Below are 14,050 nucleotides of genomic sequence, written 5' to 3' on the forward strand. Positions count from 1 at the left end.
CGTTGTCTAACCCAAGGCACGCGCAACGAAGGGCGAAATTAGCAGATGAAGATAACGACCACCAGCAGGACGCATGCCGTTTCTGCACTGACCCTCGCGGGGCTGACGCTGGCCGCGGCACTGGCAGGTTCCCTGCCGGCGTCGGCCGCCACAGGCCTCGGGGACGAACCCTACCGGCCGGCCATTCACTACACGCCCGAAAAAAACTGGATGAACGACCCCAACGGGCTCGTTTTCTACAAGGGCGTCTATCACATGTACTACCAGCACAACCCCTCCGGTAACACCTGGGGGAACATGTCATGGGGCCACGCCACGTCCACGGACCTGGTCCACTGGAAGGAACAACCCCTGGCCATCTCGGCCGATACTGAGCAGGACATCTTCTCCGGCAGCGTCGTAGTGGACAAGGACAATACGTCCGGCTTCGGCACGAAAGAGAACCCCCCGATGATCGCGGTCTTCACCAGCGCCTATAAGGATGCCTCTCCGCACCGAGGCCTGCAGGCTCAGTCGCTGGCCTACAGCCTCGATGACGGACAGACCTGGACCAAATACTCCGGCAATCCGGTGCTGAACCGGAACTCCGCGAACTTCCGGGACCCGAAGGTCTTCTGGTACAACCAGCCCGGGGGCGGCGGCTACTGGGTAATGACCGCGGTCGAAGCCCAGGACCACAAGGTCGTCCTCTACAAGTCGAGCAACCTCCAGGACTGGACGGCACTCAGCGAATTCGGGCCCGCCAATGCCACCGGCGGCCAATGGGAATGCCCGGACCTGTTCCCGCTCGCCGTGGACGGCGACAAAGGAAACATCAAATGGGTCATGGTGGTCAACATCAATCCCGGCGGCGTGGCCGGCGGATCCGCCGGCCAGTACTTCGTCGGAAACTTCGATGGCACCACCTTCACCTCCGACACCACCAAACCGGCCGCCGCGCTTCCTCCCGGCACGGTCCTGGCCGGATTCAACGACGGAACCTACAACGGCTGGACAGTGAACAACGAGCCGGGCAACGGGAAGAACGGGCCCTTCGGTAATGCCCCGGCCTCCGGTGCCATTGCCGGCCAGAGCCCGGTGTCCGGATTCGGCGCCCCGGGCCTCATCAATTCGTTCAACGACGGTGACTGGCCGCTCGGGTCCATGCAGTCACCAACCTTTACCGTGTCCGACGACTATTTGAACTTCCTCGTGGGCGGCGGCAAGCACCCTCGAGTCTCCGACAAGCTGGACAACACCCCACCCGAGGGGGAGCTTAAATTCAACGGCTTCGAGGTTCCCGCAGGTACCACACTGGCCGACTCCGGCTGGGCCGGAACCGGCGATCTGACACCCAACTTCCAGCCCGCTAGTAGTGGCGGGGACTTTTACATCGGGTCCAAGCGCATCAACACATTCGAGACGGGCACCACACCGGGCGATGACCGGCAGGGCACGCTGACATCACCGGAATTCCCGATCACCAAGAATTTCATGAGCATGCTGGTCGGCGGCGGCAACCGCTCTGCGGACTCCGGACAGATCCTGGCTGTCCAGTTGCTCATCAACGGCAAGGTGGTCCGTTCCCTGGCAGGAGATAATTCCGGAGTTCTGAACTGGAAGGGCTGGGACGTCTCAGAATTCGCGGGACAGAATGCCCAGTTGCGGGTCGTTGACCAAGCTACGGGCGGGTGGGGACACCTGACCCTTGACCACGTCATGCTCACCGACACCGCCGCTGTTCCCAGGTCCGATGAAGAGACCGTGAACCTGGTTGTCAACGGAAAGGTGGTCCGCACGGCCACAGGCAACGACAGTGAATCGCTGGATTGGGCATCCTGGAATGTTAAAGAATTCGTTGGCCAACAGGCACAGATCAAAGTCGTCGACAACAACCGATTCGGTTGGGGGCATATCCTCGCTGACGAATTCATGGCGAGCTCCACAGCAGCCACAAGTCGCCTGCAGTCCTATGACTGGCTGGACTACGGCCGGGACCTCTACGCGAGCGTGTCTTTCGGCAACATGCCCGATGACAAGCGGGTCATGCTGGGCTGGATGAATAACTGGGACTACGCGAACGACATCCCCACCAACCCTTGGCGCAGCGCCATGGCACTACCCCGCGAGGTCAACCTGACCCAGACCCCCGACGGCCCCCGCCTCACCCAACGCGCCGTCAAGCAGGTGGACAAACTGGGCGGAAAAGTCTCCTACACCGACAAGAAGGGCGGCCCGATTCCCGCGGGGACACACCAGCTCCCGGCTGCCGCCTCGGGACAGGTCCAGCAGGTGGACATTACCTTTGCCCCCAGTACGGCGAAAAAATCCGGCATCACCGTCCTGGGCGACGGAAACTCCTCGACAGTCATCGGTTACGACGCCACGACCGGAAAAATGTTCGTTGACCGCACAAAATCCGGCAACACCGCATTCCACCCGGCATTCCCCTCCGTCGAGTATGCCCCCGTCACTTTGGATAAGAAGGGCAACATCACCATGCGGATCTACCTCGACCGGTCCTCCGTGGAAGTATTTGCTCAGGACGGTCTGCGGACCATCACCGACCAGGTCTTCCCCAACGCCGGCGCCGACAAGATGTCACTCTTCGCAGAAGGCGGGACCGCCCAGCTCAAATCACTCACCGTGACACCGCTGGAAAAGGCAATGTTCCTTCCCGAAAAGAAGCAACCGTAGCCCGCTCTGACCGCCCCCTGAAAGTCGGGGCTGAAGGGACTGCGTACGGTATTTCACCGGACGCAGTCCCTTCAGCTTTCCGTCCTTAGCCGGCGCGGCCTTCGGGGCTGTTATCAGAGGACTTCTACAACTGACAGGGATCCCAGTTGTCTAGTTCCCGAAATGACTCCAGATTATCGGTGCGACTTCGGTTTCACGTCTCAGTAATGGATCGTATTTGAGATGACGCGTGCCCGTCGGTTCCACGATGTAGACCCGTCCATGGCCTTCCCCTGCGGCACCGGAGGGCTGGTTTCCCGACGTTCGAACGCACCGGTTTAGAGGCTCGCACTAGAAATATGGGAAGACCGCCTGTCGACGGTCTCCCCAATTTCTTGCGTTGCTGGAATGGGTTTATGGCTGCGTTGGGGTCGGGCCCTGGGGCGCAAACTGTGGCCAGCCCTTGGCGACGCCGCGGACCGCCGTTGCAAGGGCCTCGATAGCTTCCGGTGACATCAGCATGGCCGCATTCGGGTAGTTCACGTGTGACCCGACATTCATGCCCAGCAAGAGTCCCCCTGAATTTATGACAGGACCTCCGGAATCTCCCTCCTGTCCCTCGGGAACCATTAGGCGAACGGGTCCGTCCAGCAGGGTGGAGTGGTGTTCGGTATCGCTTAGTGCCGGAAACTCGCTGCGGCGTCCGAGTTGGGTAACGAGCGCACCGGGTTGGTGATCACCTTTGTCGACAGGCAGATGGAAGCTGCTGTACATCTTCACAATGCGGTCGTCGGACTGGAGAGGCAGCAAGATGATGTCCGCGATGGTACCGGGCCGTTCCTGGCGAAGCCGGTATTTGAACCGGGGAACCCTCTTGCCCTTGTGACCTTCAATGAAGAGAACAAACTCCTCGATCCGTTTAGGCAACCCATCTTCCTCATCCACATCCACTGTGTCAGCAAGAAATATGCTGTCCGGCCACAGAGACCAGTCGGCCCTCGGCGCCAACTCGCAATCGCCCAGATGGGCAACCGTAACCAAGAAGGTCGAGCCGTGGATGCGGGCGAGGAAACCACTTCCATGAAGCCATTGATCAGCAGTACTGTATTTGCGCGCCATAAGGGGGGCATTTCTTCTCGGCGCCGACGCATCGTTCATCAACGGGGCGTCCATCGTCGCTGACGGCGGATACACCGGCGTGGACTACTTCATGAAGAAGGAAAACGATTCCCTTGGATAAGCCTCGCTAAATGGCAGAGGGTGGTCTTCTACGTCCCAGGCCATCCCCGGCTCACGGCGCAGATCCGCCCCAAATATTCCTGCAGCTGGCTCCATCGTTTTGAGACCATGGAGCCAGCCTTTGCGGAATCCGGCTCGATCGGTACACCGAAATGGTCTCTCCCCAGAAAGATGCCCGGGCCAGATCCCAACGCAAGAGTAAACGGCTTCGCTTTGGCGGGCAAGAGGTTTCAATGTGAATTGAAAATTCTGCCGCACTGTGATTAAAGCGCCCGCGCATTCCACATTTCCGGGCCCGCCCCGGAAGTGAACTAGCCGGCCGGGCTCACAAAGTCCTCCAGCACCGTCCGGTCGAAGAAACGGATCTCGCCGGTTTCCGGAAAGAACACGGGAACAACAGAAGTGCTGGGGTCCTTCGAGGTTTCGTAGATTTCGGGGGCACCCCCGTGCCTGCGGGCGATGGTGCCGACCAGGTCCGTACCGCGGACCTTGACGGTCCGGTATTTGTAGCTCATTGGGGCTCCTTTGGTGACGTGGGACACAGCCTACTCCCCGAAGTCCGGACGGCGCGGGCCGCCCGGCGGGTGCGTCATGGAAGAACGCGCGGCCCGCACTGGTGCACAATGCGTTCATGACCAATGACGCTCCCCGCCCGGTCTACTTCCTTTCGGACAGTACGGGCATCACCGCAGAAACGCTCGGCAACACCTTGCTGACGCAGTTCCCCGCGAACGATTTTGACCGCATCACGGTCCCCTTCATCACCACCGTCGACCAGGCACGCGCGGTCGTCAGGGTCATCGACAACCGTGCGGCCGCCGGCCTGCAGCCGATCGTCTTTTCCACAGCCGTCGGCAGCGACATCCGCCAGACCCTGGGCACCTGCAAGGGAATCATCGTGGACCTCATCGGGACGCACGTCGGCCAGCTGGAGCGGGCCCTGGGCACCGAAGCCAGCGGGGAACCGGGCCGGGCCCACGGACTCGGCAACGCCGCCCGCTACCAGTCCCGGATGGCCGCCGTCGAATACGCCATGGAGCACGACGACGGCGCGAGCCTGCGCGCGCTCGAAAAGGCCCAGGTCATCCTGGTGGCCCCGTCCCGCTGCGGCAAAACGCCCACCACCATGTACCTGGCCCTGCAGCACGGCATCTTCGCCGCCAACTTCCCGCTGGTGGACGAGGACTTCGAACGCGAGGGACTCCCCAAGCCGCTGCGGCCGTTCGTTTCGAAGTGTTTCGGCCTCACCACCAATCCCCTGCGCCTGAGCCAGGTCCGCACCGAACGCCGCCGCGGCTCGCCCTACGCGTCGCTGCGGCAGTGCGGCTTCGAGCTCCGCAGCGCCGAACGGCTGTACGTGTCCCACGGAATCACCTACCTGAATTCGGCCAGCGTCTCCGTCGAGGAAATGGCCGCCACCATCCTCCAGAAGATGAACCTCAAACACTAGGGAATTGGTTCACAAGTGTTGCGTGGACCACATCATGTGGAAACAGCGGCGCAGACCTGTCACTGTGGACAGGACTTGCGCCCATCAACCGGCGATCGCCCCATGCGGGGCGGCGATACCCCATGCCACCATCTGCAAAGGAGCAGCAACCATGACGACAGACATCCTGTGGTTCTCAGAACTCGGCCTCAAGGATCTGGACCGAGTGGGCGGCAAGAACGCCTCCCTCGGCGAGATGGTGCAGAACCTGACCTCTGCCGGCGTCCAGGTGCCTGACGGCTTCGCCACGACGGCGGATGCCTACCGCAGCTTCCTGGCTGACTCCGGCCTGGACCAGAAGATTGCCGACAGGCTGGTGGGCCTGGACACCGATGATGTGACGGCCCTGGCAGCAGCGGGCCAGGAGATCCGCACGCTGATGCGCGAGACGCCTTTCCTGCCGGACTTTGAGTCCCAGATCCGCGCCTCCTACCAGAAGCTGGTGGACAAGCACGGCGGCTCCGACGACCTCTCCTGGGCCGTCCGTTCCAGCGCGACGGCCGAAGACCTTCCCGACGCCTCCTTCGCCGGACAGCAGGAAACCTTCCTGAACGTCCGCGGCATCGAGAACATCCTGGTCGCCATCAAGGACGTCTTCGCGTCCCTCTACAACGACCGGGCCATCGCCTACCGCGTGCACCACAAGTTCGAGCACGCCGAAGTGGCACTCTCGGCAGGCATCCAGCGCATGGTCCGTTCCGACGTCGGCGCCTCCGGGGTCATGTTCACCATGGACACCGAATCCGGATTCCAGGACGCTGTCTTCGTCACCTCCTCCTACGGCCTCGGCGAAGCCGTCGTCCAGGGCGCCGTCAACCCGGACGAGTTCTACGTCTACAAGCCCGCCCTGGAGGCGGGCCGCCCGGCCATCCTCAAGCGCGGACTGGGCGAAAAAGCGCTCCAGATGACGTACACGAGCAACCGTGAAATCGGCCACACCATCGACTTTGTTCCGGTCGAGGCGTCGCTGCGGAACCGCTTCAGCCTTACGGATGACGACGTCGAGCAGCTCGCCCGCCACGCCGTCGCCATCGAAAACCACTACGGACGCCCCATGGACATCGAATGGGGCAAGGACGGGATCGACGGCGGCCTGTACATCCTGCAGGCACGCCCGGAGACCGTACAGTCCCGCAGGACGTCCGGCAGCCTGAGCCGTTTCCGCCTGAACGCGTCCAGCAAGGTCCTGGTCGAGGGCCGCGCCATCGGCCAGCGCATCGGCGCCGGCAGCGTCCGGATCCTCACCGCGATTGACCAGATGGCAGCCTTCAAGACCGGCGACGTCCTGGTCGCGGACATGACCGACCCGGACTGGGAACCGATCATGAAGCGTGCCTCCGCCATCGTGACCAACCGCGGCGGACGCACCTGCCACGCGGCCATCATCGCCCGCGAACTGGGGATTCCCGCCGTCGTCGGCACCGGGGACGCCACCGACATCCTCTCCGACGGGCTCGACGTGACCGTCTCCTGCGCGGACGGCGAGACCGGCGTCATTTACGAGGGACTCCTGGACTTCAGCGTCGAGGAAACCGAAATCACCCAGCTGCCCGAGGCCCCGGTCAAGGTCATGATGAACGTCGGCACCCCCGAGCAGGCCTTCACCTTCGCGCAGCTGCCCAACCACGGCGTGGGCCTGGCCCGGCTGGAATTCATCATCAACCGGCAGATCGGCATCCACCCCAAGGCGCTGCTGAACGTCGACGAGCAGCCCGCGGACGTGATTGTGGAAATCCGGGAGCGGATCGCCGCCTACGACAGCCCGCGCGACTACTACATCAAGCGCCTGGCCGAAGGCGTGGCAACCATCGCCGCGGCCTTCGCACCGGAGCCTGTGATTGTCCGGATGTCCGACTTCAAGTCCAACGAGTACGCCAACCTCCTCGGCGGACCCGCCTACGAGCCGCACGAAGAGAACCCGATGATCGGCTTCCGCGGCGCCTCGCGGTACCTGGAGCCGTCCTTCCGGGACTGCTTCGACCTGGAGTGCGAGGCCCTGTCCTTCGTCCGCAACGAGATGGGCCTGACCAACGTCAAGCTGATGATCCCGTTCGTGCGGACCCTTGACGAGGCCAGCGGCGTCATCGACCTGCTCGCCGAAAACGGCCTGCGCCGGGGCGAAAACGGCCTCGAGGTCATCATGATGTGTGAGATTCCGTCCAACGCGCTGCTGGCCGACGAGTTCCTGGACTACTTCGACGGCTTCTCCATCGGGTCAAACGACATGACCCAGCTGACGCTGGGCCTGGACCGGGATTCCTCGATCGTCGCCGGCAGCTTCGACGAGCGCAACCCTGCCGTCAAGAAGCTGCTGAGCATGGCCATCAAGGCGTGCAAGGCACGCGGCAAGTACGTCGGCATCTGCGGCCAGGGGCCGAGCGACCACCCGGACTTCGCCGAATGGCTGGTCGAGGAAGGCATCGACTCCGTCTCGCTGAACCCCGACACCGTGGTGGAAACCTGGATCCGGCTCGCCGGCGCAGCAGAAGCATCGGCGGCCACCGCCGCAGCCAACTAAGGTTCCTGTCCCGGGGCCGCGGGACAGGTTCGCGCCTGTCCCGCGGCCTCTTTGCGTCATCGGCCTCCTGCGCTGGGCGTCTGCACAAGACCGGGCCGGTGCCGCCGTCAATTGGTCCATTGAGCAGCGGGCCCGGGACGCGCTTAACTAGGTGTCATCAGCGTTCCGCACCAATGACGTTCAGGACACAGCGTGACTTTGCAGCAGGATCGGGCCAACGGCGCCCCCGGATTTTGGACCGACGCACTGAGCGGCGACAGCCTTGAGGATTTGCCGGCCGACGCACCGTGCCCGGATGACTGCCACTTCTGCTCGGGTCCCGAGACGGACTGACGCCAACCGGCGGCCCTAGACCCGGGCGCACTGCAGCCTGCTGGCCGCAGCCGCGTCCAGGACCAGCGTGGCGTTCGGGTGGCGCTGGATCAGCGACGCCGGGAAGTCTTCCGTGACGGGGCCTTCGACGGCACGCGCCACGGCCTGGGCCTTGGCTTCGCCGTGCGCGATCAGCAGCAACTGCCTCGCCTCGCCAATGGTGCCCAGGCCCTGGGTGATGGCATGGGTGGGGACATCCGCCAGAGAGTCGAAGAATCTCGCGTTGTCCTCCCGCGTGCTGGGCTCGAGCTCAACCACCCGGGTCCGCGAGTCGAACGCCGACGGAGGTTCGTTGAATGCCAGGTGGCCGTTGGAACCGATGCCGAGGATCTGCAGATCGATCCCGCCGGCGGCGCGGATGCTGCGCTCAAAGTCGGCCGCCTCCTGCACGGGGTCCGGCGCCAGCCCGTCCGGCGTGCGGACGAGGTCCGGGTCCAGGCCGAGCCGTTCGATGACCTCCCGCCGGATGACCCGCGCATAGCTCTCCGCGTCGGCAGCACCGAGCCCGAGGTACTCATCCAGGGAAAACCCGCGGACCCGGCCCAGGTCCAGGTTCTGCTCTGCCAGCGCCGCGTACAGCGGCAGCGGGGAGGAACCGGTGGCCAGGCCCAGGACTGCCGTCGGCGTTGCCCTGACGAGTTCGGCGATGAGGTTCGCGGCGCGGATTCCGGCCTCCGCGCCGGTGCCTGATTCGATGATCTTCACGTGTGCTTCCTTGATCGTGGGCCGTCCGGCGGGACGGGTGGTGCGGGGCGGGTGGTACGGGCTGGCGCTGCGGATCTAGCCCTGGGCGTGCGCGGGCGTGGAGCGGACGAACCGTTCGGTGATGCGCATCGGGTTGGTGACGGCCGTGCCGATCACCACGGCGCTGGCACCGAGCAGGAACGCGTCCTCCACCTGCCGGGGTTCCCAGAACCGGCCCTCGGCGATGATCGGGACGTTGATCGCGGACCACAGGTGTTCGAGCAGGGCGAAATCCGGGGAGCTCGGCACGGCGTCGTCGGAGGTGTAGCCGGAGAGCGTCGTGGCAACCAGTTCCGCTCCGGCTGCTGCCGCCGCCTGCCCGGCGGCGAGGGAGTCCACGTCGGCCATGACCGGCACGCCGAGTTCGCCCCGGATCCGCCGGATCAGCTCAAAAGCTGATTCCGGGCCGCTGCGTGGCCGGGACGTCGCGTCGAGGGCCACGATGTCAGCGCCCGCCTCAACAATGAGTGCTGCATCGGCGAACGTGGGCGTGATGTAGACCGGCCCGGCGCCGAAGACCTTGCGGATGCCGATGACCGGCCGGCTGCACTGCTCCTTGACGGCACGGATGTCGTCTTCGCCCTGGATCCGGAGTGCCGCAGCGCCGCCCTGCTCCGCGGCGAGCGCCATGGCGGCCATGTGGACCGGCCCGTGCAGCGGGTTGCCGGCCCGGGCCTGGCAGGAAACAATCAGCCCACCCATCAGGGACTTGATCAGCGCTGCGTGCCGCGTCATGGCTGCCCCTGGCCGGACGGCAGCCGGCGGGCGGGCGTGTGCGGCTCCGGCGCATTGAGCCGCACCGTCACATAGGGGTCCTGTTGCGGGAAGGCCGACGGCGCCCGGAGCAGCTCGCGGGCGAGCGTCAGGGCTCCCTCGAGGGAGCCCCCCAGCGGCGTCCGGAGTTCAGCGTCGGGGCGGATCATGGCGAAGCGGGCGGCCAGGGGTTCCAGCAGCAGCGCGCCGGCGTCGAACAGCCCGCCGGTGTAGGTCGCGAGCGGGGGGACGCCGTCGGCGAGCGCGGCGGCAAGGTTGTCCGCCAGATGCTCTCCGGCCCGTGTCCAGATTCCGGCGGCCACGGGGTCTCCCGCGTGCGCGGCCCCGGCGACGTCCGTGGCGAAGGACGCGAGGACTCCGGCGCGGTCGTCCCGGGTGTAGATCTCCCGGGGCAGCAACTCCGGGGCACCCCAGCGTTCGCGGAGCAGTACCAGCAGCGCAGCCGAACCGCCGGGCCTGCCGTCGTGCGCCGCGAGGGCGGCCTGCAGTCCGGCGGTGCCGATCCAGCTGCCGCTGCCGAGGTCGCCCAGGACGTGCCCCCAGCCGTCCACCCGGTGCCAGCGGCCCGCGAAGTCGGCGCCCAGGCCCACGACTCCGGTTCCGGCGGACACGACGGCTCCGCCGCCGAGTCCGATACCGCCCACCAGCGAGGTGACGGCGTCGGAGGCCAGGGCGATCGGGATCGGCCCCAGCTCGGCGCGGAGGGTGCGGTGGGCGTCGTCGGTGCCGGCCGTGAGGCTCAGCAGCCCGCTCATCCCGACGCCGGCGGCCCGGAGCACTCCGCCCTGGCCTGCGACGGCGGTCAGGGCTGCCGGCACCAGGGATGCCAGGATGCCCGCCAGCGGGATCCCGCCGGGCCGGACCTCAATCCGGTCCCCGGCGATCCGCAGCGGCGGCTCCCCGGCCGGTGCGCCGAGCCGCTGCAAAGCAGCGCGGCTCCCGCTCCCGCCAATGTCCAGGCCCAGAATCCATTCTGTCTGCATGCCGCTCTTTCTCGCTGCTGGGTTCCCCACCGTCCGGTCCTATTTGCTCATGCCGGCCGTGAGGCCGGCGACGATCTGCTTGGTGGCGACGAGGAACAGCACCACGAGCGGGATGGTGGCGATGACCAGCCCGGCGAACAGGGTGGGCCAGTCTGTCTGGTACTCCCCGAAGAACGTCGTGAGCCCGACCGGCAGTGTGTAGTTCTCCTTGGAGCGCATCAGGATCAGGGGGTAGAAGAAGTCGTTCCAGATGGGCACGAACCGGAAGACGACGACGGTCGCGATCGCCGGTTTCACCAGCGGCAGCATAATGTGCCAGAACATCGTGAAGCTGCCGGCGCCGTCGATCCGTGCCGCTTCCTCCAGTTCCAGCGGAAGCTGGCGGAAGAATGATGTCAGGACGAAGACCGAGAACGGTATGCCCAGCGCCGCGTACAGCATGACCAGGCCGAATTTGTTGTCCACCAGCCCCATCGCATCCAGCAGGTAGAAGACCGGCAGGATGGCGAGATAGACCGGCAGCATCAGCCCGGACAGGAAGACGGCCTCGACAATGCTGGTCACCCGGGATTTGCTGCGCGCCAGCGCATAGGCCGCCAGCAGCGAGACGACAGTGGAAATCAGCACCGAGCCGATCGTGACCAGCAGGGAGTTCACGAAGAAGGTCCCGAAGGACGCCTGCACCCAGGCCTTGGTGTAGCTGGCGAAGTTGGGGTTCAAGGGCAGTGCCAGCGGGCTCCGTGCCATCTCGCGGGTGGTCCGCAGCGAGCTGAACACCATGACCAGCAGGGGCGCGACGGCGATCACCGCGTAAACCCAGAGGAAGCCCGAGACGGCGAACCTGCCGGCCGCGCCCTTCCTCCGGGCCGGCCGGCGGCGCGTCGGCTCCGCGGCCGGCACGCTGCCGGCAGGCTTCTTCTCTGTGAGGAGACTCATCAGGAGAGCTTCCTTTCCCTGCGTCGGATGATGGAGGTGAAGACCAGCGCCACTCCGAAGATGAAGACGAACAGCAGTGTGGCCAGGGCCGAGGAGACCCCGATGGCATTCGAGGCCCCGGATTCAAACGCGGTCCGGTAGAACATCAGCGACAGGACGTCGGTGGCCCCCGCCGGTGAACCGGAAGACCCTCCCATGGCGTACGGCAACGCCAGCGCCTCCATGGACCCGATGAAGGTGAGGATGCTGACGGTGCCGATCGCCGAGGTCAGCAGCGGCAGCGTGATCGAGCGGAACCGTTGCCACGCCGTCGCGCCGTCCAGCGACGCCGCTTCGGTGAGCTCCTCCGGGATGCCGCCCAGGGCCGCGCCGTAGAGCAGGATCGGGAAGCCCAGCCACTGCCAGGCGGTGACGAGCACAATCACCCAGAGCGCGGTGGACGGCTGGCCCAGCCAGGGCTGCGCCAGTTCGCCCAGTCCGATTGCCTTGAGCAGCGCGTTCACCGGGCCGAACAGCGGCGAGAGAAGCAGCGTCCACAAGTAGCCGATGACCAGCGGGCTCACCAGGTACGGCAGCGTGTAAAGCGTCTGGAACAGCTTCTTGAACCGCTTGCGCTTGTACAGGAAGGAGGCGATCGCCAGCCCGACGGTGTTCTGGAAGACCATGGCACCGGCGAACAGGAGCAGGTTGTGCATCAGCGCCCGCGGCAGCTCCGATTTGAACGGCTCCACGGTGAAGAGCGTGAAGAAATTCCCGACGCCGGAGAACGCACCCCGGGCGGTGCCCTGCCAGTCGAAGAAGGAGTAGCTGAAAGCCGTGATCATCGGGTAGAGCACGAAGATGGAGAAAATGATCACCGCCGGGGCGAGGAAAATCACGGTGGCCGGCCAACCAAGGACGGTCCCCGCCGGGCGGGGACCGCGCTTGCGCGGCTTGGGGCGGCTCAGCTGGTCGGCTTGAACCACTGGGAAACTCCGTCCTGGACCTTCTGGGCGACGCCGGAGGCGTCCTTGCCGCCGAGGAACAGTTCCTGGACTCCGGAACCCATGAGGTCGGTGCCGGAGGGCGTGCCGTACCGGAAGTCAACCAGCAGGGTGTAGGGAGCCGAGTGCGCCTGGTACAGGTCCCAGATTTCCTTCATGACCGGATCGTTGAAGGAGACGCCCTCGACCGGGGAGAACTGCTTCAGTTCGTCGGCGACCTTCTGGCCGAACTCCTTGGTGCCCATCCACTGCAGCAGTTTCAGGGACGCTTCCTGCTTCGGGGACTTGGCGTTGATGGCCCAGTTTCCGTCGGCGTAGGCCGGCGACACCGGCGTCGAGGACGCGGAGCCGTCGCGGACCGGGACCTGGAAGACGCCGAGCTCGAGCTCCGGGTTCTGCTTCTGGAAGAAGGCCAGCTCAAAGGACCCGCCGGGGAACATGGCGGCCTGCTCGTTGCTGAAGAGGACCTGGGCGTCGGTGTAGCTCACGCCCACCACGTCCTTGGGCATGAAGCCCTGCAGGTCCTTCAGGTTCTGGATGGAACTGACGTACTTCGCATCGGTGAAGGTCTTCTTCCCGGACTGGACGGCGTCGCGGAAGTCCTTGCCGCCGTACTCGGCCGAGCCGAAGATGTCGTGGATGAACGGCATCATCCAGGCGTCCTTGGCGCCGACGGCCAGCGGCGTCATGCCGGAGCCCTTGATCTTCTCGTTGGCCTTCATGAACTCGTCCCAGGTTTTGGGAACCTCGATGCCTTCATCCTTGAAGATCTTCTTGTTATAGAAGACCTGCATCGTCTGGGTGGCAAAGGGGACGCCATAGACCTTTCCGTCGGCTTTGCCCGTGGCACCGGTGACGATGGTCGGGTCCATGCTCTTCAGGCCGTCGACCTTGCCAGTGATCTCGGTGAGGTTTCCGCCGGCGATCAACGGCTGCAGGGCGCCGTAGGCTCGCGCCTGGACGACGTCGGGGCCGTTGCTGCCGGTCAGCCCGGTGGTGAGGATCTGGTTGTATTCGGTGTTTTTGAAGGCCTGGAAGTCGACTTTGACGCAGTTCTTCTCCTCGTAGGCGGCGAAGATCTTCTTGTACGCTTCCACATCCTCGGGGCGCCAGGACCACACCTTCAGCGATTCCGGGGAGGCACACCCGGCGGCGGTTCCAGCGGGCTTTTCCTGCGGCGTCGACGATGAGCCGGGGGCGCAAGCGGTGATCGGCAACATGGCGAGCGCAACGGCCGCGATCAGGTGCCTGGGACGTACCTTCATTGTTTTGATCCTTCTGGTTGGAAACAGACGTCGGAGGGTGGGACGTGGTTGCAAAGAAGCGGCGCCGGGCCTCGCCCGGCGGTGTGGGACAG

The 14,050-nt window shown here is 65.0% G+C and carries 13 protein-coding genes; 5 read left to right on the plus strand and 8 right to left on the minus strand.

The window, feature by feature from the left end:
- The first annotated feature begins 45 nt into the window (after positions 1-45).
- Complete coding sequence (locus GXK59_RS14955) at positions 46-2,676, plus strand: GH32 C-terminal domain-containing protein (protein ID WP_160667947.1); 2,631 nt, start codon at positions 46-48, stop codon at positions 2,674-2,676.
- 393 nt (positions 2,677-3,069) lie between these two features.
- Here GXK59_RS14955 and GXK59_RS14960 read toward each other — a convergent pair whose 3' ends face one another.
- Complete coding sequence (locus GXK59_RS14960) at positions 3,070-3,774, minus strand: hypothetical protein (protein WP_160667949.1); 705 nt, start codon at positions 3,772-3,774, stop codon at positions 3,070-3,072.
- Between GXK59_RS14960 and GXK59_RS20910 the strand changes: the two genes are divergently transcribed.
- Positions 3,764-3,895 carry a hypothetical protein gene (locus GXK59_RS20910; protein ID WP_272927723.1) on the plus strand — a complete coding sequence of 44 codons (132 nt, stop codon included), beginning with the start codon at positions 3,764-3,766 and terminating at the stop codon, positions 3,893-3,895. The genes GXK59_RS14960 and GXK59_RS20910 overlap by 11 nt on opposite strands.
- A gap of 310 nt (positions 3,896-4,205) precedes the next feature.
- Here the strand turns inward: GXK59_RS20910 and GXK59_RS14965 are convergent, their stop codons facing one another.
- Positions 4,206-4,409 (minus strand): hypothetical protein, encoded by a 204-nt coding sequence (locus GXK59_RS14965; RefSeq protein ID WP_160667951.1) that lies wholly within the window; start codon positions 4,407-4,409, stop codon positions 4,206-4,208.
- A 116-nt stretch (positions 4,410-4,525) separates the two neighbouring features.
- Between GXK59_RS14965 and GXK59_RS14970 the strand changes: the two genes are divergently transcribed.
- From GXK59_RS14970 to GXK59_RS14980, 3 genes are all read left to right on the plus strand, one after another.
- Positions 4,526-5,344 (plus strand): pyruvate, water dikinase regulatory protein, encoded by an 819-nt coding sequence (locus GXK59_RS14970; RefSeq protein WP_160667952.1) that lies wholly within the window; start codon positions 4,526-4,528, stop codon positions 5,342-5,344.
- A gap of 151 nt (positions 5,345-5,495) precedes the next feature.
- Positions 5,496-7,901, plus strand: coding sequence for a phosphoenolpyruvate synthase (gene ppsA, locus GXK59_RS14975; protein WP_160667954.1), 2,406 nt, complete (start codon positions 5,496-5,498; stop codon positions 7,899-7,901).
- A gap of 192 nt (positions 7,902-8,093) precedes the next feature.
- Positions 8,094-8,234 (plus strand): hypothetical protein, encoded by a 141-nt coding sequence (locus tag GXK59_RS14980; RefSeq protein ID WP_160667956.1) that lies wholly within the window; start codon positions 8,094-8,096, stop codon positions 8,232-8,234.
- Positions 8,235-8,249: 15 nt separating this feature from the next.
- On the opposite strand, the gene GXK59_RS14985 is transcribed toward GXK59_RS14980, so the two are convergent.
- The 6 genes from GXK59_RS14985 to GXK59_RS15010 form a co-directional block, all read right to left on the minus strand.
- The gene (locus GXK59_RS14985) at positions 8,250-8,978 is read right to left on the minus strand and encodes a glucosamine-6-phosphate deaminase (protein ID WP_160667958.1); all 729 of its coding nucleotides are present in this window, start codon (positions 8,976-8,978) and stop codon (positions 8,250-8,252) included.
- A 75-nt stretch (positions 8,979-9,053) separates the two neighbouring features.
- Positions 9,054-9,752 (minus strand): N-acetylmannosamine-6-phosphate 2-epimerase, encoded by a 699-nt coding sequence (locus GXK59_RS14990; protein WP_160667960.1) that lies wholly within the window; start codon positions 9,750-9,752, stop codon positions 9,054-9,056.
- On the minus strand, positions 9,749-10,774 hold the full coding sequence (locus GXK59_RS14995) for an N-acetylglucosamine kinase (protein WP_160667962.1): 1,026 nt from the start codon (positions 10,772-10,774) through the stop codon (positions 9,749-9,751). The genes GXK59_RS14990 and GXK59_RS14995 overlap by 4 nt, the downstream gene beginning before the upstream one ends.
- A 39-nt stretch (positions 10,775-10,813) precedes the next feature.
- The gene (locus GXK59_RS15000; RefSeq protein ID WP_160667964.1) at positions 10,814-11,710 is read right to left on the minus strand and encodes a carbohydrate ABC transporter permease; all 897 of its coding nucleotides are present in this window, start codon (positions 11,708-11,710) and stop codon (positions 10,814-10,816) included.
- Entirely contained in the window at positions 11,710-12,675 is a 966-nt protein-coding gene (locus GXK59_RS15005; protein ID WP_237393908.1) for a carbohydrate ABC transporter permease, read from the minus strand. Before GXK59_RS15005 ends, GXK59_RS15000 begins: the two co-directional genes overlap by 1 nt.
- Entirely contained in the window at positions 12,654-13,958 is a 1,305-nt protein-coding gene (locus GXK59_RS15010; protein ID WP_160667966.1) for an ABC transporter substrate-binding protein, read from the minus strand. The genes GXK59_RS15005 and GXK59_RS15010 overlap by 22 nt, the downstream gene beginning before the upstream one ends.
- Between the last annotated feature and the right edge of the window lie 92 nt (positions 13,959-14,050).

Source organism: Pseudarthrobacter sp. ATCC 49987 (assembly GCF_009928425.1).
Taxonomy (GTDB): Bacteria; Actinomycetota; Actinomycetes; order Actinomycetales; family Micrococcaceae; genus Arthrobacter.